The organism is Mycobacterium sp. SP-6446 (assembly GCF_001954045.1).
Classification (GTDB): Bacteria; Actinomycetota; Actinomycetes; order Mycobacteriales; family Mycobacteriaceae; genus Mycobacterium.
In genome coordinates this window covers 21,829-43,051 of record NZ_MBEM01000179.1, presented here as the reverse complement: position 1 = coordinate 43,051, position 21,223 = coordinate 21,829, and the positions used below count along the sequence as shown (strand labels likewise).

Annotated in this window: 20 protein-coding genes and 1 pseudogene; 7 read left to right on the top strand and 14 right to left on the bottom strand. The window is 67.9% G+C overall.

All coding sequences use genetic code 11. The annotated features are described in order from the left end of the window. Nucleotides 1–52 precede the first annotated feature (52 nt). From A5736_RS16065 to A5736_RS26030, 3 genes are all read left to right on the top strand, one after another. On the top strand, nt 53–823 hold the full coding sequence (locus tag A5736_RS16065) for a TVP38/TMEM64 family protein (RefSeq protein ID WP_076247300.1): 771 nt from the start codon (nt 53–55) through the stop codon (nt 821–823). Nucleotides 824–970: 147 nt separating this feature from the next. Beyond that, nucleotides 971–1,762 (top strand): endopeptidase, encoded by a 792-nt coding sequence (locus A5736_RS16060; RefSeq protein ID WP_371328392.1) that lies wholly within the window; start codon nt 971–973, stop codon nt 1,760–1,762. A gap of 31 nt (nt 1,763–1,793) precedes the next feature. Beyond that, nucleotides 1,794–2,066: a hypothetical protein gene (locus A5736_RS26030; protein WP_139333351.1), complete on the top strand. Its 273-nt coding sequence runs from the start codon at nt 1,794–1,796 to the stop codon at nt 2,064–2,066. A 5-nt stretch (nt 2,067–2,071) separates the two neighbouring features. Here the strand turns inward: A5736_RS26030 and A5736_RS16050 are convergent, their stop codons facing one another. Continuing rightward, nucleotides 2,072–3,469, bottom strand: coding sequence for an MFS transporter (locus tag A5736_RS16050; RefSeq protein WP_076247296.1), 1,398 nt, complete (start codon nt 3,467–3,469; stop codon nt 2,072–2,074). 134 nt (nt 3,470–3,603) lie between these two features. On the opposite strand from A5736_RS16050, the gene A5736_RS16045 reads away from it, so the two are divergent. After that, on the top strand, nt 3,604–4,020 hold the full coding sequence (locus A5736_RS16045; RefSeq protein WP_083700594.1) for a nitroreductase family deazaflavin-dependent oxidoreductase: 417 nt from the start codon (nt 3,604–3,606) through the stop codon (nt 4,018–4,020). A gap of 35 nt (nt 4,021–4,055) precedes the next feature. On the opposite strand, the gene A5736_RS16040 is transcribed toward A5736_RS16045, so the two are convergent. Together A5736_RS16040 and A5736_RS16035 are read right to left on the bottom strand one after the other, a co-directional pair. Beyond that, the gene (locus tag A5736_RS16040; protein ID WP_139333350.1) at nt 4,056–5,204 is read right to left on the bottom strand and encodes an SPFH domain-containing protein; all 1,149 of its coding nucleotides are present in this window, start codon (nt 5,202–5,204) and stop codon (nt 4,056–4,058) included. A gap of 49 nt (nt 5,205–5,253) precedes the next feature. Continuing rightward, nucleotides 5,254–5,688, bottom strand: a complete 435-nt coding sequence (locus A5736_RS16035) for an NfeD family protein (protein ID WP_076128374.1) — start codon at nt 5,686–5,688, stop codon at nt 5,254–5,256. 57 nt (nt 5,689–5,745) lie between these two features. On the opposite strand from A5736_RS16035, the gene A5736_RS16030 reads away from it, so the two are divergent. Then, the gene (locus A5736_RS16030; RefSeq protein ID WP_076247295.1) at nt 5,746–6,651 is read left to right on the top strand and encodes a hypothetical protein; all 906 of its coding nucleotides are present in this window, start codon (nt 5,746–5,748) and stop codon (nt 6,649–6,651) included. Here A5736_RS16030 and A5736_RS16025 read toward each other — a convergent pair. From A5736_RS16025 to A5736_RS15985, 9 genes and pseudogenes are all read right to left on the bottom strand, one after another. Then, nucleotides 6,617–7,670, bottom strand: a pseudogene (locus A5736_RS16025) (ferrochelatase). The gene A5736_RS16030 and the pseudogene A5736_RS16025 sit on opposite strands and share 35 nt — an antisense overlap. A gap of 6 nt (nt 7,671–7,676) precedes the next feature. Continuing rightward, a complete protein-coding gene (gene inhA / locus A5736_RS16020) occupies nt 7,677–8,486 on the bottom strand; it encodes an NADH-dependent enoyl-ACP reductase InhA (RefSeq protein ID WP_076128369.1) in 810 nt (269 codons plus the stop codon). Nucleotides 8,487–8,508: 22 nt separating this feature from the next. Then, nucleotides 8,509–9,276, bottom strand: coding sequence for a beta-ketoacyl-ACP reductase (gene fabG / locus A5736_RS16015; RefSeq protein ID WP_076247291.1), 768 nt, complete (start codon nt 9,274–9,276; stop codon nt 8,509–8,511). A 142-nt stretch (nt 9,277–9,418) separates the two neighbouring features. Next, nucleotides 9,419–10,426, bottom strand: coding sequence for a VWA domain-containing protein (locus A5736_RS16010; RefSeq protein WP_076247289.1), 1,008 nt, complete (start codon nt 10,424–10,426; stop codon nt 9,419–9,421). Next, entirely contained in the window at nt 10,423–11,379 is a 957-nt protein-coding gene (locus A5736_RS16005) for a DUF58 domain-containing protein (RefSeq protein ID WP_076062884.1), read from the bottom strand. The genes A5736_RS16010 and A5736_RS16005 overlap by 4 nt, the downstream gene beginning before the upstream one ends. Then, nucleotides 11,376–12,509, bottom strand: coding sequence for a MoxR family ATPase (locus A5736_RS16000; protein WP_076128363.1), 1,134 nt, complete (start codon nt 12,507–12,509; stop codon nt 11,376–11,378). The genes A5736_RS16005 and A5736_RS16000 overlap by 4 nt, the downstream gene beginning before the upstream one ends. Before the next feature lie 121 nt (nt 12,510–12,630). Then, nucleotides 12,631–13,377 (bottom strand): NlpC/P60 family peptidoglycan endopeptidase RipB, encoded by a 747-nt coding sequence (gene ripB, locus A5736_RS15995; protein WP_076128361.1) that lies wholly within the window; start codon nt 13,375–13,377, stop codon nt 12,631–12,633. A gap of 9 nt (nt 13,378–13,386) precedes the next feature. After that, nucleotides 13,387–14,823: an NlpC/P60 family peptidoglycan endopeptidase RipA gene (ripA, locus tag A5736_RS15990; protein WP_076247287.1), complete on the bottom strand. Its 1,437-nt coding sequence runs from the start codon at nt 14,821–14,823 to the stop codon at nt 13,387–13,389. 238 nt (nt 14,824–15,061) lie between these two features. After that, nucleotides 15,062–15,610, bottom strand: coding sequence for a DUF6676 family protein (locus tag A5736_RS15985; RefSeq protein ID WP_076247285.1), 549 nt, complete (start codon nt 15,608–15,610; stop codon nt 15,062–15,064). Between the two features lie 196 nt (nt 15,611–15,806). On the opposite strand from A5736_RS15985, the gene A5736_RS15980 reads away from it, so the two are divergent. Next, the gene (locus A5736_RS15980) at nt 15,807–18,626 is read left to right on the top strand and encodes an aconitate hydratase (RefSeq protein ID WP_076247283.1); all 2,820 of its coding nucleotides are present in this window, start codon (nt 15,807–15,809) and stop codon (nt 18,624–18,626) included. Between the two features lie 14 nt (nt 18,627–18,640). Beyond that, complete coding sequence (locus A5736_RS15975) at nt 18,641–19,222, top strand: TetR/AcrR family transcriptional regulator (protein ID WP_076115746.1); 582 nt, start codon at nt 18,641–18,643, stop codon at nt 19,220–19,222. 67 nt (nt 19,223–19,289) lie between these two features. Here the strand turns inward: A5736_RS15975 and A5736_RS15970 are convergent, their stop codons facing one another. Both A5736_RS15970 and A5736_RS15965 read right to left on the bottom strand, forming a co-directional pair. After that, on the bottom strand, nt 19,290–19,481 hold the full coding sequence (locus tag A5736_RS15970) for a helix-turn-helix domain-containing protein (protein WP_076062898.1): 192 nt from the start codon (nt 19,479–19,481) through the stop codon (nt 19,290–19,292). 104 nt (nt 19,482–19,585) lie between these two features. Continuing rightward, the gene (locus A5736_RS15965; RefSeq protein ID WP_076247281.1) at nt 19,586–21,223 is read right to left on the bottom strand and encodes an ABC-F family ATP-binding cassette domain-containing protein; all 1,638 of its coding nucleotides are present in this window, start codon (nt 21,221–21,223) and stop codon (nt 19,586–19,588) included.

Below are 21,223 nucleotides of genomic sequence, written 5' to 3'. Positions count from 1 at the left end.
CGCCAGCTACGGGAAACGAGTTATTTACCTCGGCCCCGTAACCTTACGACGCGTGACGGCCCCCGCCACCGGCAAAATCACCGATACGCTGCGAGATCTCGGCTGCGCGATCGGCGCCACGGCCCGCCAGCTGTCCCGGCCGCGGGTGGTGGCGACAGTGGTCGGTATCACAGTGCTGGCCGCGGCGGCCACCTGGCTTCCGCTGCCTTCGCCGGTGCAGATGCGTGATTGGGCGGAATCGGTGGGCCCCTGGTTCCCATTGGCGTTCCTGCTCGCGCACATCGTGGCCACCGTCGTGCCGGTCCCCCGCACGGCCTTCACCCTGGCCGCGGGGCTGCTGTTCGGCCCGGTGCTGGGGGTGCTGATCGCGGTGGTCGCCAGCACCTGCAGCGCGGTGATCGCGCTCTATCTGGTGCGCGCGGCCGGCTGGCGGCTGAACCGCCTGGTGCGCCACCGTTCGATCGACACTGTGGACGCGCGGCTGCGGCAGCGGGGCTGGCTGGCCGTCCTGTCGTTGCGGCTGATTCCGGCCGTACCGTTTTCGGCGATCAACTACGCCGCAGGCGCGTCCGCCGTGCGGGTACTGCCCTACACGCTGGCCACGCTGGGCGGCCTGCTGCCCGGCACCACCGCCGTGGTGATCCTCGGCGACGCGCTCGCCGGTCACCCCAGCTCGCTGCTGTACCTGGTTTCGGTGTGCACGGGTGCTTTGGGGCTGACCGGGCTGGTCGTCGAGATACGCCACTTTCGCCGGCACCACCGCCGCGCTGCGCGGCGCGCGCCGCACGACGAGCCCGCCGCCGAGCCGGCCATCGTCAGCTGACCCACCGGCGCTATTGAACGTGCCGCCCGTTGCCTGAAAGATCTACAGGATGGTGAGGGTTCGCGAGCTCGCGAGCCGGGGGGCCGTGGTGTCGTGACGGGCGCAGCCCTGCCCGTCGTCAATCGGATCAAGCCGCGGCGTCCGAGAATGCATACCTCGCTGCTGACGCTGGCCATCCTGTTCAGCTCCGCCGCACTGGTGGCGGCCGTGTGCCTGCTGCCCAGGCCCGCCGACCCGACCCAAGCGCCCCCGTCGCCCGCCCTATCGCCCATCGCCTTGCCCGCGGCAAGTGCGATCGGCCCCGGTGTGGGCATTTACGTCGAGTACGCCGACGGTTCGGGCGGAATGGGTTGCACCGCAGGGTTTTTGGTGCGCACCGCGGTGGGTCAGACCGGCGTTCTCACCGCCGGTCACTGCAACAGGCCCGGCCAACCCAGCAAGGTGGTGGTGAACCTCGCGGGCATCCTCCCGTACACGACGTTTGGCGTGTTCGCGCGGACGGTCAGCGAGGGAGTTCGCAGCGAAGAACACGACATCGGGCTGATCGTGCTCGACGGTGACGTCGTGCCGCAGGCCTCGGCTATCGCCGGCTCGCTGCCCGTTTCCGGCGTCGCGCGCGAACTGCAATTCGGCCAGCACGTGTGCAAGTTCGGCATGAGCACCGGGGAAGCCATCTGCGGGCAGGTCCTGGATCTCACCGACAGCAAGGTCACGTTTGCGGCGCCAGGCCAATGCGGCGATTCGGGCGGCCCCGTCTATCTCGTGCAAAGCGACGGCACCGCCGCCGCGGTCGGCATCGACATCCGGGGTTTCAATCCCGCCAAGCCCGACGCCGGGTGCTCGGCCCCGGCCAAATTCTCCGTCGCCGAGCTGGTGCAGCCGTGGCTCGACACGTGGAACCTCACCGCGGTGACCTCCCCACCGGCCGCGGCACACTGACGATCGGCTAACCAACGATACGAGGAGCCAGATGACCTCCGAGAACACGAATTACGCGCCGGCACGGCGGTTTTCCTCCGCGGCGGTGATCGGCGCCGGGCTGGTCGGATTGGTGATCGGTGCGATCGCCGTCTTCGCGATAACCGGGTTGGTCTGGACGGTCCGGGTGCAGCTGCCGCCGCCGCCGTATCCGCCGCCGCTGTCGTCGAACGGGCCCGGTTGCGTGTATCCCGCTCCGTCGGTGTCGAGCACCGCGCCCGCGGTCGTCCCCGCGCCGCCCATGCCGCCGCTGCCGCACGCGTAGTGCCGCTATTCCGGACGCGGCGATCCGACGAGGTCGCGAAACTCGTCGGGGTCCACCGATGGCCCGGAGCCCAGCAGCGGTTTGCCGGCCACTTCCGGAGTGAAGATCAGGGTGACGGCGCCCACGAGACCGGCGAACATCAGCATGTACGCCGGCATCATCGGGTTGCCGGTCCCAGCGACGAGGGTCTGGGCGAGCAGCGGGGTGGTGCCGCCGAAGGCGGACACCGCGATGTTGAATCCGATCGACACCGCGCCGTAGCGCACGTGGGTGGGAAACAGCGCGGGCAGGATCGCCGGCTCGAGGCTGCTCAGGAACAGCATGGGCAGGCCGACGAGTGCGACGCCGGCGAACTTCGCCGGATAGTCCCCGCCGAACCGCATCAGCGTGAAGGCCGGCAACGAGACCGCCATGAGCAGGCCACATCCCGTCCACATCAGCGGTTTGACGCCGATGCGGTCCGACAGCATCGCGACGAGCAGCACCCCGATCGTCAGGACGGCCAGCACCACCAGGACCATCACCAGGGCGGCGGTGTCCCCCACGCCGGCGGTCTTCTTCAGGTAGGTCGGCACGTACCCGCTGACCATGTAGCTGGTGTCGGTGACCGCGAGCTCCACCCCAAGGCAGATCAGCAGCCCCTTCCACTGCCGCACGACGGTCAGCACGAATTGGGTGCGCACGGAGATGGGCAACGCAACCTTGTGCACCTTCTCGTATCCGGGCGACTCGTCGATCCGCGAGCGCAGGTACACCGCGATCAGGCCGAGCGGCGCCGCCAGGAGAAACGGTATGCGCCAGCCCCAGGTCAGCATGTCGGCGCTCGGCAGCACGGTCTGCAGCCCGGTGACCAGCGTGGCGCCCACGACGAAGCCGGCGAGCGTGCCGACCGGCAGGAATCCGGCCAGCATGCCCCGTTTGTGATCCGGGGCGTGTTCGGCGATGAAGGTCATGGCGCCCGCGTACTCCCCGCCCGACGACAGGCCCTGACCGATACGAATGACCGTGAGCAGGATGGGCGCCCAGATTCCGATCGTGTGGAAGCCGGGCAGTACGCCGGTGGCGGCCCCGCACACGGCCATCAGCGAGATCGTCATCACCAAGACCGGCTTGCGCCCGATGCGGTCGCCGAGCGGGCCGAAGATGAACCCGCCGAGGGGCCGAACGACGAATCCCGCCGTCATCGTGCCGAAGGTGGCGATCAAGTTGCCCGCGCCGGAGTTTTCCCCGGGATAGAACGTCTCGGCGAGCAGGGTGGCGACCAGGCTGAAGAGGGTGAAGTCGTACGCCTCCATGAAGTTGCCGATCGCCGTGCCCTGGATCGAGCGATGCGTCGCGCGCCTATCGGCGACGCGGACGTCGTCGCGCGTCCAGGTCGGGCGGTGACCCGCTTTCCGGTTCATCGTGGGTGTCCATACCCGAAACTCGCGGCGCCTACGCCGTCGGCGCGGGCTGGAAGGATGGAAAGATGCCCGAACCGTCTTCCCGATCCCTGTTGGCCCGCACCGGCGCCCGGCTGCTGCGTTCGCGGCGGCTCATGCGCGCACCGGTCTGGATGTATCGGGCCCGGGCGGGCGCGCTGTTCGGCTCGCGCATCCTGATGCTCGAACACATCGGCCGCAAGTCCGGTGTGCCGCGCTACGCCGTGTTGGAGGTGGTCGATCACCCGTCCGCCGACGTCTACGTCGTCGCTTCCGGATTCGGCCGAAAAGCGCAGTGGTTCAGCAACATTGCGGCCAACCCGCGGGTCCGGGTATACGTCGGGAGCCGTGCGCCGAGGCGCGCCACCGCACGAGTCCTCGACCAAGCCGAGGCCGACCGAATGCTTGCGGCCTACCGCGGCCGGCATCCGCGTTCGTGGGAGCGATTCCGGCCCGTGCTCGAAGACACGCTCGGCGAGCGGATCACCGACACCGACACGCCGCTGCCGATGGTCGAGTTGCGTCTGGATTAGGTGTTCGGCGAAGCCAAAGCGCCCGTCCGCCAATCCTATTGAGTCAACTCCGGCGGTGCCGCGCCCGGTTGGCCGTCCACGGGCTGGCGGGCTATCGCCTCGGCCTTGGCGACCGCCTGGGCGATGGCCGGGTCGGTGTCGGTCGAGAACCAGTCGGCGACGTCGGCGTCGTCGTCGGACGCGTGCTTGGGTGTGTCGTCGACCGGCGACGGCTCGAACCGGAACACCCCGTCCTGACCCGGCGTGCCCAGCAGCCTGGTGAATCCCTGCAGCGCCGCGCTGAAATCGCTGGGCACCACCCACACCTTGTTGGCGCTGCCCTGCGCCATTTTCGGCAGCGTCTGCAGGTACTGGTAGGCCAGCATCTCCGGGGTGGGCCGGCCGGCCTTGATCGCGGCGAACGTCTTCTCGATGGCCTTGGCCTGCCCCTGCGCCTGCAGGTAGGCCGCGGCGCGCTCGCCCTGGGCGCGCAACATCCGGGACTGCCGTTCGGCCTCGGCGGCCAGGATCGCGGCCTGCTTGGCGCCCTCGGCCGCCAGGATCTGGGCCTGCTTGGCGCCCTCCGCTTCCTTGATCGACGACTCGCGCATGCCCTCGGCGGTCAGGATCATCGCCCGCTTCTCCCGGTCGGCCTTCATCTGCTTTTCCATCGAGGCCTGAATCGACGGCGGCGGGTCGATACTGCGCAGCTCGACCCGGGCCACCCGCAGGCCCCAGCGGCCGGTCGCCTCGTCGAGTACGCCGCGCAGCTGGGCGTTGATCTGATCGCGCGAGGTCAGCGTTTGCTCCAGCGTCATGCCGCCGACGACGTTGCGCAGCGTGGTCGTGGTGAGCTGTTCGACCCCGACGATGTAGTTGCTGATCTCGTAGACCGCCGCCTGCGGCACGGTGACCTGGAAGTAGACCACGGTGTCGATGTTCAACGTCAGGTTGTCCTCGGTGATCACCGGCTGCGGCGGGAACGACACCACCCGCTCGCGCAGGTCCACGCGCGCCCGGACGCGGTCGATGAACGGCACCAACAACGTCAGCTGTCCGCTGACCGTGCGGCTGTACCGACCCAGCCGTTCGATCACCGCGGCTTCGGCCTGCGGTATCAACGCAACCGACTTGGCCACCACGATGATCGCAAAAATCACCAGGACGGCCAGCAACACCAAACCAGCTACCGCACCACCTTGCACCGGAGTTCCTTTCTCTCGCAGCGTTTCTCGCAGCGTCTATGCCGAGGGACTACACGCGTCTGAAAACCACCGCCGTAGCGCCTTCGATGTGCGTGACGGTGACCGACTCACCCGGTTCGTAGACATCATCGTCGTTGAGAGGACGAGCCGTCCAAACCTGGCCGTCGAGTTTCACCCGGCCCTCGTCGCGGGCAATCCGATCGAGCACCAGCGCGCTTTTGCCCTCCAGCGCCTTGATGCCCGTCGGCAGTGTCTCCGGGGGTGTCAGCCGCCGCCGCAGCGCCGGTCGCACCAGCGCGAGCAGTAGCACGGACACGATCAAAAACACCGCCCCGTCGACCCAGAGCGGCGCATCCGTAAGCCAGCTGGTTGCCGACGCGGCCAGCGCACCGCCGCCGAGCATCAGCAAGAACATATGGCCGCTGAGCGCCTCCGCACCGGCCAGCACCAGCGCGAATATTAGCCAGATCACAGCGACCGCCATGCGGCCAGAATACGCGTGATCGGCCTTCGCCGGGCCAAACAACTACACTGCGAGATCATGTGGTGTCCGAGTGTTTCCCTGTCCCTGTGGGCCAACGCCTGGCTCGCGGGCAGGGCCGCGCCCGACGACGTTTTGGACGCGTTATCCCTATGGGCACCAAAGCAATCGGTTAGCGCGTATGATGCCGTGGCCGCGGGCCACACCGGGCTGCCCTGGCCCGAGGTCCACGATGCCGGGACGGTTTCGCTGTTGCAGACGCTGCGCGCCGCGGTCGGCCGGCCGACGACGTCGGCGGCTGCCCCACGCGGGTTGCGCGGAACGATCAACATGGTTTTGCCGGTGCCCGGCGACGTGCGCGGGCTGGCCGCGGGCACGCAGTTCGAGCACGACGCCCTGGCCGCGGGCGAGGCGGTGATCATCAGCAACCCGGACGATCGCGCCACAGCCGTCGGCCTGGTGCCCGAGTTCCGTTACGGCGATGCCGAGGACGATCCCGTCGACAATGAGCCGGACTTTCCGGAACTCTCCGCACTGTCGTGGACGGTGTACTCGCTGCCCGGCGCACCCGTGTTCGACCATCACGAGCTGGGCGACGCCGAATACGGGTTGCGGTCGGCCGTGCGCTCGGCCGCCGACGCACTGGGCACTATCGGCCTGGGATCCGCCGCGGCCGACGTCGACGATCCGCGCGGGCTTGTCGAGCAGCTGCTGGAATCCACCCGGCAACACCGGATTCCGGACCATGCGCCGTCGCGCGCGTTGCGGGTGCTGGAGAACGCGGCGCACGTCGACGCGATCATCGCCGTCAGCGCCGGGCTCAGCCGGTCGCCCGGAGCCGCCGGCCCGCAGTCGTCGTCGGAGGCTCGGGTCGCCAGCGATGCGCTGCGGCCGCTGACCGCGGTGGTGCGTTCGGCGCGGATTGCCGCGGTCACCGCGATCCTGCACTCGGCCTGGGACGACTAACCGCATTCCGCCGCAACGCAATGCGGTGGTCGGCACGGTTCGCCGTTCACGCTGGCGAGGCAGCCGGGCACCGGTTCGGGCCCACTCACCCGGGCCGGCGCAAGGTCGAACCGGAGTTCGTCGATCAAGCTCGCGGCCAGCCGGGCGAATCGTCGATCGGCGTTGGGGGTCGTGGCGCGGGCGAACGCCATCCCCGTCGCCTCGGCCTGTGCTCGCAATTCCTGGTCAAGGTCCCACACCACCTCGATGTGATCGGAGACGAACCCGATCGGGCAGACGACGACGGACCCGGTGCCCGCGGTGGCGAGCGTCGTGAGATGGTCTGCGACATCGGGTTCCAGCCACGGCACCTGTGGCGGGCCCGATCGGGACTGCCACGCCACGTCGTAGTCGCCGTATCCGGCGGCCGCCGCGACCAGCCTTGCGGCGTAGGCGACTTGGCGGCTGTAGAGCCGCGGGCCGCAGCGCTGGTCGGCGGCCACCGGGACCGAATGTGCGGTGAACACCAGCCGAGCGTCGCCGCGTAACCCATCGGGCAGCGTGTCGGCGGCCGCCGCGATGGCGTCGGCGAACATCTCGACGAAAAGCGGATGGTCGAAGTACGGCCGCAGCTTCACCAACTCGGGCGCCTCCGGGCCGGTGACCCGCCGGGCCCGGGCAATGTCCTCCACATACTGCGTGCAACTGGAATAACCGCTCCACGCCGACGTGGTGAACACCGCCGCACGACGAATACCGTTGTCTCGCATCGTCGCAACGGACTCTTCGACGTAGGGTTCCCAGTTGCGGTTGCCGAAATAGACCGGCAGGTCCTGTTCGGCCTGAAGTTGCGCGATCAGCGCCCGGTTGATGCCATTGATCGGCGATACCCCGCCGAAATGCAGGTAGTGCTCGGCGACGTCGTCCAGCCGCTCGGGCGGCACGCCCCGGCCGCGGGTGACATTCTCCAAAAACGGCCGGACCTGCTCCGGCCCCTCCGGTCCGCCGAACGACAGCAGCAGGACCGCGTCGAATTCCATTGCCGTCTAGAGCAATTGGGTGCTAGCGCCGCCATCGGCGTAGATGATGGTTCCGGTGGTCGCCGGCAGCCACTCGGAGAGCACCGCGCAGACCGTCTTGGCGACCGGCGTCGGATCCTTCATGTTCCAGCCGATCGGTGCGCGCTGGTCCCAGCCCTCTTCCAGCAGCTGCATCTGGGCGCCGGCCTCCTCGCCGAGCGCTCCACCCACGATCGCGCTCATCGCGAGCGTTCGGATCGGGCCCGCGGCAACGAGATTGGACCGCACACCGAACTTGCCGGCCTCGCGCGCCACGAACCGGTTGACCGATTCCAGCGCGCTCTTGGCCACGGTCATCCAGTTATAGGCCGGCATCGCCCGGGTCGGGTCGAAGTCCATACCGACGATGGAGCCGCCGGGGTTCATGATCGGCAGCAGCGCCTTGGCCAGCGAAGCATACGAATACGCGGAGATGTGGATGCCCTTGGAGACATCCTCGTAGGGCGCGTCGAAGAACGGGTTGATGCCCATCCCGGTCTGCGGCATGAACCCGATCGAATGCACGACACCGTCGAGCTTGTTGCCCTCGCCGATTTCGGCGGTCACCCGCTCGGCCAGGGTGTCCAAGTGCTCCTGGTTCTGCACGTCGAGTTCGATCAGCGGGGCCTTCTCCGGAAGCCGGTCGGCGATGCGCTGGATCAGCCGCAACCGGTCGAATCCGGTCAGCACCAACTGCGCCCCGGCCTCCTGCGCCGCCTTTGCGATGTGGAACGCGATCGACGAGTCGGTGATGATCCCGGAGACGAGAACCCGTTTGCCTTCAAGCAGTCCTGTCATGTCCGTCCTTATATCTGGGGCCTCAGTGGCCCATGCCCATGCCGCCGTCGACCGGAATGACCGCGCCGGCGATGTAGCTCGCGTCCTCGGACGCGAGGAAGCTGACTACCCCGGCGACCTCGGCGGCGGTGCCGACGCGCTTCGCGGGGATGAACTCGAGCGCACCCGCCTGGATCCGCTCGTCCAGCGCGCGGGTCATCTCGGTGTCGATGTAGCCCGGGGCAACCACATTCGCGGTCACGCCGGCCTTGGACAATTCCCGGGAGATCGAGCGAGCCATGCCGATCAGCCCGGCCTTGGCGGCCGCATAGTTGGACTGGTTGCCAATCCCCCAGCTGCCGGAGACCGAGCCCACGTAGATGATCCGGCCGAACCGCTTTTTCTGCATGCTGCGCGCCGCGCGCTGGGTCACCCGGAACGCCCCGGTGAGGTTGGTGTTGATGACCTCTTCGAACCGCTCCTCGGTCATCCGGATGAGGAACGCGTCCTTGGAGATGCCGGCGTTGGACACCAGCACCTCGACCGCGCCCTGGTGCTCCTCGACCTCTTTGAAGGCGCGATCGACGGCGTCGTTGTCGGTGACGTCGCACTCCACGCCGAACAGACCCTCGGGCGCCCCGGATCCGCGATGCGTGATGGCCACCTTGTGGCCGTCGGCGGCCAGCCGCTGCGCGATGGCCAGACCGATCCCCCGGTTTCCGCCCGTCACCAGCACGGAACGGGATACGAATGGGGGTTTGCCGCCCTGGGCGGCGATCTCGGTGGCCTTCTCAGTGGCTGTGTCAGTCACCCGGCCAACTTAGCGTCTCGCTGCGGCGCGCCCGAAATCGGCTGGCCGGGCTGCCGAACGTGAAGCTACGGCGAAATCCGGCCCGAATTTTCGCCGTGGCTTCACGCTCGGCGAAATCGAGGCGACACTCGGCGCGGGAAAGCTAGGTGGGCAGCCGGCGGTTGATCAGCAGCGCCGCCAGCGCCGCTAGCGCCAGCACCAGCGCACCCAGCCGCACCCAGCCCACGCTCGCGTCGCCCTTGATCGTCTCGTAGCCGATCTGCTGCTGCAGCGTCGCGTACACCGACTTCAGTTCCTCCAAGCTGCCGGCGTTGTACCAACTTCCACCGGATAGCTCGGCGACCTTCTTCATCGTGGAGTCGTCGACGGGCACCGGCTGGCGCTGGTCGTTGATCTCGACGAAGCCGTACGGGGTGCCGAACGAGATCGTCGAGATCGGCACGCCCTGGTCCTTGGCGGTGCGTGCGGCGGTGAATGCGCCCTTCGGATTGTCCGGGTTGGTCGGCATCGTCTCCTTGCCGTCGGAGAACAACACGATGCGTGCCGGCGGCGGCTTGTCCCCACCGCCGATCACCGCGCCCACCGTCGCGATGGCCTGCAGCGCGGTGAAGATGCCCTCTCCTGTGGCGGTGCGGTCGGCGAACTGCAGCTTGTCCAGCCCGACCTTGGTCGCCTCCCGGTTGGTCGTCGGTTGTACCAACACCGTGGCGGTCCCGGCATATTCGATCAGCCCGAGGTTGATCCCGGGCGTCAGCTCGTCGGCGAACTGTTTGGCCGCCTCCTGCGCGGCCGCCATCCGGTTGGGCTGCACGTCGGTGGCCCGCATGGACTGCGACACGTCGATCACCAGCATCACCACGGCGCGGTTGCGCGGGATCCGCACGTCGTTCGTCGGCCCCGCCATCGCGATGGTGAACAGCACCAGCGACGCCACCAGCAGGATCGCCGGCAGATGCCGCCACTTGGCGGGCCGCTTCGGGGCGACGCTTTCCAGCAGTTCCATGTTGGCGAACCGCAGCATCCGACGCTGCCGCGCCAATTGCATCAGGACATACAGCGCGGCCAAGCCGAAGACCACGAAAAAGAACAGGAAAAACCACGGGTGGTCGAAGCCAGACAACGACATCGGCCCCAGCACGGGCAGCGTCACTGGCGTCCCGCCATCGCCCCGCGGCGGCGGGACTCGACGAAGCGAACGATGTCGGCGATCCAGTCTCGGTCGGTGCGCAGCGTCAAAACCGGTGCGCCGCAACCACGAATCGTGCGCGACACCTCGGTGCGATGCGCCGCGGCCGCCTTGGCGAAGTCGTCGCGCAGCTGGGCGTCGATGGTGAATTCTCGGGTGACCCCGGTTTCGGCGTCCTGCAGCACGACATCGCCGACGTCGGGCAGTTCGACATCGCGGGGATCGAGCACCTCGATGGCCAGCACCTCGTGGCGGGCCGCGATCGCCCGCAGCGGGCGCATCCAGTTGATCGGCCCGAGGAAATCGCTGATGATCACGGCCATTCCACGACGGCGTTCAGGCCGGCGCAGCGCATCGATCGCGGTCGCCAGATCCCCCCGGACCCCGACGGGCGCCTTGGGCGTCGTCGCGATGGTCCGCAACAGCGTCTGCTCGTGCTGGCGTCCGGAGCGGGCCGGCACTCGGGTGATGGTCGCGCCGGTGGCGACGATCGCGCCGATCCGGTTGCCGCCGCCGCTGTTGAGGAACGTGATGGCCGCGGCGGCCGCCACCGCCAGGTCGCGCTTTTCGCAGACCGTGGTGCCGAAGTCCAGGCTCGCCGACATGTCGATCACCAGCCAGGTCTCCAGCTCGCGGTCGGCGATCATCTGCCGGACGTGCGGGTGCGTGGTGCGCGCCGTGACGGCCCAGTCCATCCGCCGGACGTCGTCGCCGGGCTGGTACTCCCGCGACTCACCCGGCTCCGACCCCGGCCCCGGAATCAGGCCGAGGTGGTCGCCGTGTAGGACACCGTCGAGCTTGCGCTTGACGGTCAGCTCGAGGTTGCGCAGCGCCGCCGCCAGCTTCGGGTCGTCGATCTGCCCGCGCTCGAACGACGGCGGATGGACGACCGCGCGCGTCGGTTTGGGATCGGTCACCGACCGCTAGCCGCCACGGTCTGCATCACCGGGGGTACCGAATGACCTTGCTGGGGAACGGCATTCACCTGTGGCAGGGCGACGGTCTGCAGGACGCGATTGATCACGATCTCCGGCGAGATCTCGTCGGCGAGCGCATCGTAGGTCAACACCAACCGGTGCCGCAGGACGTCGGGAATGACCTCGACGACGTCCTGCGGGATCACGTAGTCGCGGCCCCGCACCAGCGCCAGCGAGCGCGCGCCCGCGATGATGCCCAGCGACGCGCGCGGCGACGCCCCGAACGCGACCCAGGTTTTGACGTCGTTCATCCCCAGCTGCTCCGGGTACCGGGTGGCCATCACGACGCGCACCACATAGTCGACCAGCGCGTGATGGACGAAGACGTTGGCCGCGATGTCCTGCAGCCGCACCAGATCGCCGGTATTGAGGATCTGTTTGGGCTGCGGCGGGCTCACCCCCATGCGGTAGATGATCTCCCGCTCCTCTTCGGCTGACGGGTAGCCGACGTTGATCTTGAACAGGAAGCGGTCCCGCTGCGCCTCGGGCAACGGGTAGACGCCCTCGTGCTCGATCGGGTTCTGCGTGGCCATCACCAGGAACGGATTGGGCAGCGGGAAGGTCTTGCCGCCGATCGACACGTGGCGTTCCTGCATGACCTCCAGCAGCGCCGACTGCACCTTCGCCGGCGCGCGGTTGATCTCGTCGGCGAGCAGGAAGTTGACCACCACCGGCCCGAGTTCGGTGTCGAACTCCTCCTTGCCCTGGCGGTAGATGCGGGTACCGATGATGTCGGTGGGCACCAGGTCGGGCGTGAACTGGATGCGGGCGAACGTCCCGCCGACCACGCGCGCGAACGTCTCCACCGCCAGCGTCTTGGCCACGCCGGGAACACCCTCGAGCAGCACATGCCCCTTGGACAGCAGGCCGACCAGCATGCGCTCCACCAGCTGGTCCTGGCCGACGATGATCCGCTTGACCTCGAAGATGGCGCGTTCGAGCGTGTGTACCTCGGCGGCCAATCCGTCGGCGCCGCCGCTCGAGGGCGCCTGATGGGCCGGTGAGCCGGATTGCCCGCCCTGGCCCGAGTAACCGCTGGCGCCCGGGGGCGGCCCACCTGCTGATGTCATCAAGAACCCTCCACGTTCAATCGGACACGACTGCCGGGCAGCGACGTGCCCTCGTCCAACTATTCCAGGCCTGCCGGTTCCCGTCGACGCTCGCCCAGCTGATGGCTCGCTGGCCCCACGATCAGTACTCGATGATCCTAGTCAGGAACGGCGTCATGCCGGGGGTACGAACCGGGCTGACCGTAACCTTGCCGGCGAGGCTGGAGGCCTCGAGCATCTGGCCGTTCCCGAGGTACATGGTGACGTGCTGGCCGCCGCCGGGCCCGTAGAAGATCAGGTCGCCGCGCCTGGCCTCGCTGGGAGGAATGTGGCGCCCGGCGTTGTACTGGTCACCGGAGAACCGTGGGATCAGCACGCCGACGCCGGCGAAGCCGTAACGCATCAGGCCCGAGCAGTCGAAGCCGTTGATGTTGGCGCCGTCGCCCACGCCCTTGCTGGGGCCGTCGAGCGAGCCGCCGCCCCACGAGTAGGGCACGCCCATCTGCGAGCCCATGCGCTTGATCACGTACTCGATGGCCTGCCGGCCGTAGACCCGCGGGATCTTGCTGCCGGGGTTGGTGGGGGGCGCGGCGGACGGAGCGGGATCGCCGCCGAGGTTGATCCCCAGGGTTCCGAGAAACTGCTTGCCCAGATCCAGCGTGGTCTGGGTGGCCTGGGCGGTGGCCGCCAGCGACTGGTTCGCGACGGCGAGCGGATCTCCCGGCGCGCCGGCGCTGATGGTGGCGGGCAGTGTTGGGTCCCACGCGCCGGGATCGGCGCTAGCCAAGGGAGCGGGCGCGGCGACAGACAACATCAGCCCGATCACCACTGCGGGGAGCGCCCCCAGCTTGGAAGCCAAGTTGAGTGCGCGAAAACGCTTATGCCGCATAGCTCCTCGTCACCAATCGATGTAGCGGACCACGTAGGGCGTCATGCCGCTGGTGCGCACGGGCGCGACGCGTACCTTCAGGCCGATGTCGGGCGCCTCGAGCATCTGGCCGTCGCCGAGATAGATCGTCACGTGCTGGCTGCCGCCGGGGCCGTAGAAGATGACGTCGCCGCGGCGCATCTGTGACGACGGGATTTTGCGGCCCAGGTTGTACTGCGAACCCGAGTAGTGCGGCAGCTTGATGCCGACCCCGGCGAACGAATACAAGACCAGGCCCGAACAGTCGAAGCCGGTGATCCCGGCGCCGGAGTCGATTCCCTTGCTGGGCCCGGCGGCGTTGCCACCACCCCAGGAGTAGGGCACGCCGATCTGCGACATGCCGCGGCGGATCACGTACTCGGTGGCCTGCCGCCCGTACACGCGCGGGATGCGGCTGGTGCCGTTCGGGGTGGCGTTGGTGATGCCGGTGTCGTCGGGCTTGAGGATGCCCAGCTGCTGCAGAAAGCTGCGGCCCATGCCGGCGGTGACCTGCGTCGAGGTCGCCGAGATGCCGAGCACCTGGTTGATGACCGCGATCGGGTCGCCGGGGACGTTGGCGCTGGGGATCATCGGCAACGTCGGATCCCAGCCGTCCCACTGGCGCCCGCCGACGGGCGGCGCACCGCCCGGCGCACCGGGGTCCCATCGGTCGCCGGACGCCGGGAACCCCGGCCCGCCCGCCCCTGCCGACCAATGAGCGGCCTCGAGCCTGGCCTGCTGGAGTTTGGCCTGCGCCTCATCGCGCTCGGCCGCCAGGCGACTGGCCTCCGCGCGCTGTTCGTCGAACTTGCGCTTCGAGTCGGTCAGCGCGGCCACCGCGGCGTCCTGGCTGGCCTTCGCGTCGGCCGCGGCCTTGTCCGCCTTCTGTTTGGCCAGCCGCGCCGCCGACTCCCTGTTCACCTGGTCGGTCCGGGCCCGCTGCAGGTTGTCCATCACCGCTTGCGAGCTAGCGGTCAGGGTTCTCGCCGCGGTTTCGGTGGAGATGATGTCTTCGGGGCTGGTCGCGGTCAGGTAGGCGCCCGACGGCCCATTCATATAGGTGGCCGCCGCAAAGGTATTGAAGCGGTGCTGGGCCGCGGCGATCGCCGCGTTGGCGTCTTTGACCCCCTGCTGACTGGCGTCGAGGTCGTGTTGGGCGGCGGTCTCGTTGTCCCGCGCTGTCTCCACGTCGACGAGAGCCTTGTTGACGCTTTCCTGCGCGGTCTGGATTTCGGCGCTGAGATCTTCCATGCGCTGGTTGGCCTTGGCGACGTTCGCGATCAGCGCGGCCAATTTGTCGGCGTTGGGGTCACCGTTTGCCAGACCCGGGGTGCAGACCAACAGCGCGGCGCACACGACCGACGGAACGACCGGCCGGAGCAGCCTGGCGAGTGATCGCACGGAGAAGCCACGGGGGGTGCGTGTCATTCGACTCGGTCTCCTATGGCTCAGCGCGGACAGGCGACGCAAATCACAGACTTCTCGGAAAGCGCCAAAGACAACAAGAGCATCATTTGCACCGTACGTCACACCACACGCTATGGAAACGCGAGCAACAAACTGCACTCGGGAAGTGCGTTTACTGTGACCGAACGGTGACCTGCGGTGTTTGCCGCTTAGACGCGCAGGCCACGCTCATGAAGACCGGCCGAGCCGGAAACGCCGGTTAAACGCCCCGACTGGGCTCATCCGGTTGAGGATCGCCCGCTTGGGGCGACGTTGCTGATCGCTTCGCGCGCAGCTGCAGCAGCCTGGTGCCGACGGCCGCGGCCAGCACCCCGATCAGCAAGGCGATCGTCAAGCCGGTCCAGGGGAATTCGGGGCCGTTGAGCTCATTCAAAAAATGCTGCGCCGAGACCGTGGGATTGCCGGTCTTGGCGATATCCTCGCCGGCCTCCAGCGTCACCCGCGGGAAGTGCGTGCTGTAGCTGCCGACGTAGCTCGGGCTGAGCGTGAGGACCGTGACGTCGTGGTAGTCGGCGCCGACGACGGTGGAGATGTCGCGCAGCGGTGTGTCGTTCGGGGGGTTGTGGTCGAGCAGGACGATCTTGAGGTTGATGCCCTCGGCGTGCGCCTGGTTGACGATGCCCAGCAGTGCCGGCACCGCATCCGGCGGCGCGCTGACCCCCATCGCCGCGACCTGAGCCTTGACGGCCGCCATGTCGACGTCCTGCGGGATATACAGCGGCAGAACCAAGGAATCGTGCCCGCCCATCGCGTCCCTCCTGCCGCCGCTCGCCCAGTGCTACAGGCACCGTACGCGACTTGGCCTCAAGGGGTTTAAACGCGCGCCGCTCGCGACAAGACTGGAACTACGGGGCCCGCTCTAATACAGGACAAGCGTACTGTTAAAGTAGCACCGCACCGCCGACACGGCCCGTCGGCGGAAGAACTAAATCTTGGGAGTTGAAGTGACTGAATCTGTGAACTCATTCGAAGCCCGCGACACCCTCAAGGTCGGCGACAAGAGTTACCAGATCTATCGCCTCGACGCCGTCCCCAATACGGAGAAACTCCCCTACAGCCTCAAAGTCCTCGCCGAGAACCTGCTGCGCAACGAGGACGGCAGCAACATCACCAAGGACCACATCGAGGCCATCGCGAATTGGGATCCCAAGGCGGAGCCCAGCATTGAGATCCAGTACACGCCGGCGCGCGTGGTGATGCAGGACTTCACCGGCGTGCCCTGCATCGTCGACCTGGCCACCATGCGCGAGGCGATCGGCGACCTGGGCGGCGACGCGGACAAGGTCAATCCGCTGGCGCCGGCCGATCTGGTGATCGACCACTCGGTGATCGCCGACCTGTTCGGCCGGGCCGACGCGTTCGAGCGCAACGTCGAAATCGAGTACGAGCGCAACGGCGAGCGCTACCAGTTCCTGCGCTGGGGCCAGGGCGCGTTCGACGACTTCAAGGTCGTGCCGCCGGGCACCGGCATCGTGCACCAGGTCAACATCGAATACCTCGCCAGCGTCGTGATGGAGCGCGACGGGGTGGCCTACCCCGATACCGTCGTCGGCACCGACTCGCACACCACGATGGTCAACGGCCTCGGCGTCCTGGGCTGGGGGGTGGGCGGCATCGAGGCCGAGGCCGCGATGCTCGGTCAGCCGGTGTCGATGCTGATCCCCCGCGTCGTCGGCTTCAAGCTGACCGGCGAGATTCAGGCCGGCGTCACGGCCACCGACGTGGTGCTGACCGTCACCGAGATGCTGCGCAAGCATGGTGTGGTCGGCAAGTTCGTCGAGTTCTACGGCGAGGGTGTGGCCGAGGTGCCGCTGGCCAACCGCGCCACTCTGGGCAACATGAGCCCCGAATTCGGTTCCACCGCAGCGATATTCCCGATCGACCAAGAGACGATCGACTACCTGAAGTTCACCGGACGCAAGCCCGAGCAGCTCGCACTGGTCGAGGCCTACGCCAAAGAACAAGGGATGTGGCACGACCCAAAGCACGAGCCCGAGTTCTCCGAATACCTCGAGCTCGACCTCGGCGACGTGGTGCCGTCGATCGCCGGGCCCAAGCGCCCGCAGGACCGAATCGCGCTGTCCGACGCCAAATCCACGTTCCGCGAGCAGATTTGCGACTACGTCGGCGACGACCCCGACAAGAAGGACTACTCGAAGCTGGACGAAATGGTCGACGAGACCTTCCCGGCCAGCGACCCGGGCGCCCTGAACAACGGCCACGCCGACGACCACAAGCCAGTGGAGTCGGCCGCCAAGCACGCCAAGGGACGGGTGAGCACCCCGGTGACGGTGAAGTCCGAGGAACTCGGCGAGTTCGTGATCGACCACGGCGCGGTGGTGATCGCCGCGGTCACGTCGTGCACCAACACCTCCAATCCCGAGGTGATGCTGGGTGCGGCGCTGCTGGCCCGCAACGCCGTCGAGAAGGGACTGGCCTCCAAGCCGTGGGTGAAGACCTCGATGGCGCCGGGCTCGCAGGTGGTCAGCGACTACTACGAGAAGGCCGGCCTATGGCCGTATTTGGAGAAGCTCGGCTTCTATCTGGTCGGCTACGGCTGCACCACCTGCATCGGCAACTCGGGTCCACTGCCCGACGAGATCTCGAAGGCGATCAACGACAACGACCTCTCCGTGGCGGCCGTGCTCTCGGGCAACCGCAACTTCGAGGGGCGCATCAACCCCGACGTGAAGATGAACTACCTCGCGTCGCCGCCGCTGGTGGTCGCCTACGCACTGGCCGGGACCATGGACTTCGATTTCGAATCCGAGCCCCTGGGCCAGGACAAGGACGGCAACGACGTCTTCCTCAAAGACATCTGGCCGTCGCAGAAGGACGTGTCGGACACCATCGCCTCCGCGATCAACCAAGAGATGTTCACCAAGAACTACGCCGACGTGTTCAAGGGCGACGAGCGGTGGCGCAACCTGCCCACGCCGAGCGGCAATACCTTTGAGTGGAACGAGGATTCGACCTACGTGCGCAAGCCCCCGTACTTCGAGGGCATGTCGGCCGACCCCGAGCCGGTCAAGGACATCAGCGGCGCGCGGGTGCTGGCGCTGCTCGGCGACTCGGTGACCACCGACCACATCTCCCCGGCCGGCAGCATCAAGCCGGGCACCCCGGCCGCGCAGTACCTCGACGAGCACGGCGTGGACCGCAAGGACTACAACTCCTTCGGCTCGCGGCGCGGCAACCACGAGGTGATGATCCGCGGCACGTTCGCCAACATCCGGCTGCGCAACCAGCTGCTCGACGACGTCGCCGGCGGCTACACCCGCGACTTCACCCAGGACGGCGGCCCGCAGGCGTTCATCTACGACGCGGCGCAAAACTATGCGGCACAGGACATTCCGCTGGTGGTACTGGGCGGCAAGGAGTACGGCTCCGGCTCGTCGCGGGACTGGGCGGCCAAGGGCACGCTGCTGCTGGGCGTGCGGGCGGTGATCGCCGAGTCGTTCGAGCGCATCCACCGCTCCAACCTGATCGGCATGGGTGTCATCCCGCTGCAGTTCCCCGAAGGGAAGTCGGCCGAGGAGTTGGGGCTGGACGGCACCGAGGTCTTCGACATCACCGGCATCGAGGCGCTCAACGACGGCAAGACGCCCAAGACGGTGCACGTCAAGGCGAGCAAAGAAGACGGAGCCGGCGATCCAATCGAGTTCGACGCGGTGGTGCGTATCGACACGCCCGGAGAGGCCGACTACTACCGCAACGGCGGCATCCTGCAGTACGTGCTGCGCAACATGCTCAAATCCGGCTAAGCCCGGACCAGCCCGTGCCAAAAGTCAGCGAGGACCATCTGGCGGCTCGCCGCCGTCAGATCCTCGACGGCGCCCGCCGGTGCTTTGCGGAACACGGCTACGACCGGGCCACCGTGCGGCGGCTGGAGCAGGCGATCGGGATGTCGCGCGGCGCGATCTTCCACCACTTCCGCGACAAGGACGCACTCTTCTTCGCGCTGGCGCACGAAGACGCCGAGCGGATGGCCGACGTCGCCTCCCGCGAGGGTCTGATCCAGGTGATGCGCGACATGCTCGCCGCACCCGACCAGTACGACTGGCTGGCCACCCGGCTGGAGATCGCGCGCAAGCTGCGCAACGACCCGGCGTTCAGCCGCGGCTGGGCGGAGCGCTCCGCGGAACTGGCGGCGGCGACCACCGATCGGCTGCGCCGGCAGAAGGAAGCGCACCGGGTGCGCGACGACGTGCCCGGCGACGTGTTGCAGTGCTACCTGGAACTGGTTCTAGACGGACTGGTCGCGCGATTGGCGTCCGGCGAGGATCCCCGGCGGCTGGCCGCGGTCCTCGACCTGGTCGAAAATTCGGTGCGCCGCAACGATTCTGGGCCGCGAGCGTAACGGCACTGCGACTGAGGGGAGGGAAATATCGCAGTGACGTTACGTCGCTTCGCCCCGCGCAGCGGGTCTATCGGGAACGCGAGGTGTGGTTGGGCCCGCCCCGGCTGCGCATCGTGGTGCCCGACTCCAGCAGCATGCTGTGAATCGAGCCGTACGACCTGCCGGTAGTGGCAACCAGGTTGCGGATGCTCGCCCCGCCTTCATAGGCGTTGCGTAGCTCATGCAGCATCTGGTCGCGCGTCTTTTTCGACTTTCTCACTTGGGGCCCCTCCAGGCTTGAAACACGATCCCAAGCACATAGGGTAGGAACCCGCCGTCGACCGCGTGGGCGGTTTCGCCGAATCCGCCGCGGCCACATCAAGATCAAGCCAGCTCGATCAGATCCCGATACTCGTCCGACCAGTAGTCCTCGGTGCCGTCGGGCAACAGCACGACACGTTGCGGATCGAGCGCCTCGGCCGCACCGGGGTCGTGCGTCACCAACACCACCGCGCCGCGATAGCTGCGCAGCGCGTCGAGCACCTGTTCGCGCGACGCGGGGTCGAGGTTGTTGGTCGGCTCGTCGAGCAACAGCACGTTCGCCGTGGACGCCACCAGTCCGGCCAGCGCGAGGCGGGTCTTCTCCCCGCCGGACAGGGTGCCGGCCGGCTGGTCGAGCTGCGCACCGCTGAACATGAAAGCTCCCAGCAGGCCGCGCAGATCCTGCTCACCGGAATCCGGTGCGGCATGCCGGATGTTCTCCCACACCGTCGCGTCGTCGTCGAGGGTGTCGTGCTCCTGCGCGAAATACCCGATCCGCAAACCGTGTCCCGGCTCGAGCCCGCCGGTGTCGGGATGCTCGACGCCGGCCAGCAACCGCAGCAGCGTGGTCTTGCCGGCGCCGTTGAGCCCCAGCACGACAACCCGTGAGCCGCGGTCGATCGCCAGATCGACACCGGCGAACACTTCCAGCGATCCGTAGGACTTGCCCAACCCGGTGGCCACCAGTGGCGTGCGGCCGCAGGCGGCCGGGGTGGGGAATTTGATGCGGGCCACCTTCTCGGCGACCCGTTCCTCGTCGAGGGCGGCCATCATCCGGTCGGCACGGCGCAACATGTTTTGCGCCGCAACGGCTTTGGTGGCCTTGGCGCCGAGTTTGGCGGCCTGCGTGCGCAGCGCGGCGGCCTTGCGTTCGGCGTTGGCGCGTTCGCGGCGTCGACGCTGTTCGTCGGTGGCGCGGGCGTCGAGATATTTCTGCCAGCCCATGTTGTAGACGTCGACCTCGCCGCGCACGGCATCCAGAAACCACACCCGGTTGACGACGTCGGCGATCAATTCGACGTTGTGGCTGATGACCACCAACCCGCCGGTGTGTGCCCGCAGGAAATCCCGCAGCCAGCCAAGCGAATCCGCGTCGAGGTGGTTGGTCGGCTCGTCCAGCAGCAGCGTGGTCTGTGAACCTGAAGCACCCGCTCCTCCTTCGGACGCCGCGAACAGGATGCGCGCCAGCTCCACGCGGCGGCGCTGCCCGCCGGACAGCGTGCGCAGTTGCTGCGTCAACACCCGCTCCGGCAGGCCGAGACTCGCGCAGATGCGCCCGGCTTCGCTTTCGGCCCCGTAGCCACCCAGCGCCACGAACCGCTCTTCCAGCTGGCCGTAGCGGCGGATCGCGCGGTCGCGCGCGTCGTCGTCGGCGACCTCGGCCATCAACGCTTGCTGCTTTTCCAGGTCGGTGAGCAACACGTCCAAACCGCGGGCCGAAAGCACCCGGTCGCGGGCCAGCACGTCCAGATCGCCCTCTTTGGGATCCTGTGGCAGGTAACCGATTTCGCCGACCCGGCTGACCGAACCGGCATACGGTTCGCTCTCGCCCGCCAGGATGCGCAGGGTGGTGGTCTTGCCCGCGCCGTTGCGTCCGACCAGCCCGATGCGATCGCCAGGCTGCACCCGCAGATCCGGACCGTCGGGTGAGAGCAAGATGCGCGCGCCGGCGCGGACCTCGAGGTCCGTGGCCGTGATCAC

Bases quoted from the DNA above. Each gene is read 5' to 3' on its own strand.
- A5736_RS16060 (WP_371328392.1), top strand. From the start codon at position 971: ATGCATACCTCGCTGCTGACGCTGGCCATCCTGTTCAGCTCCGCCGCA.
- A5736_RS26030 (WP_139333351.1), top strand. From the start codon at position 1,794: ATGACCTCCGAGAACACGAATTACGCGCCGGCACGGCGGTTTTCCTCC.
- A5736_RS16050 (WP_076247296.1), bottom strand. From the start codon at position 3,469: ATGAACCGGAAAGCGGGTCACCGCCCGACCTGGACGCGCGACGACGTC.
- A5736_RS16045 (WP_083700594.1), top strand. From the start codon at position 3,604: ATGCGCGCACCGGTCTGGATGTATCGGGCCCGGGCGGGCGCGCTGTTC.
- A5736_RS16035 (WP_076128374.1), bottom strand. From the start codon at position 5,688: ATGGCGGTCGCTGTGATCTGGCTAATATTCGCGCTGGTGCTGGCCGGT.
- A5736_RS16030 (WP_076247295.1), top strand. From the start codon at position 5,746: ATGTGGTGTCCGAGTGTTTCCCTGTCCCTGTGGGCCAACGCCTGGCTC.
- inhA (WP_076128369.1), bottom strand. From the start codon at position 8,486: ATGACAGGACTGCTTGAAGGCAAACGGGTTCTCGTCTCCGGGATCATC.
- A5736_RS16000 (WP_076128363.1), bottom strand. From the start codon at position 12,509: ATGACATCAGCAGGTGGGCCGCCCCCGGGCGCCAGCGGTTACTCGGGC.
- ripB (WP_076128361.1), bottom strand. From the start codon at position 13,377: ATGCGGCATAAGCGTTTTCGCGCACTCAACTTGGCTTCCAAGCTGGGG.
- ripA (WP_076247287.1), bottom strand. From the start codon at position 14,823: ATGACACGCACCCCCCGTGGCTTCTCCGTGCGATCACTCGCCAGGCTG.
- A5736_RS15985 (WP_076247285.1), bottom strand. From the start codon at position 15,610: ATGGGCGGGCACGATTCCTTGGTTCTGCCGCTGTATATCCCGCAGGAC.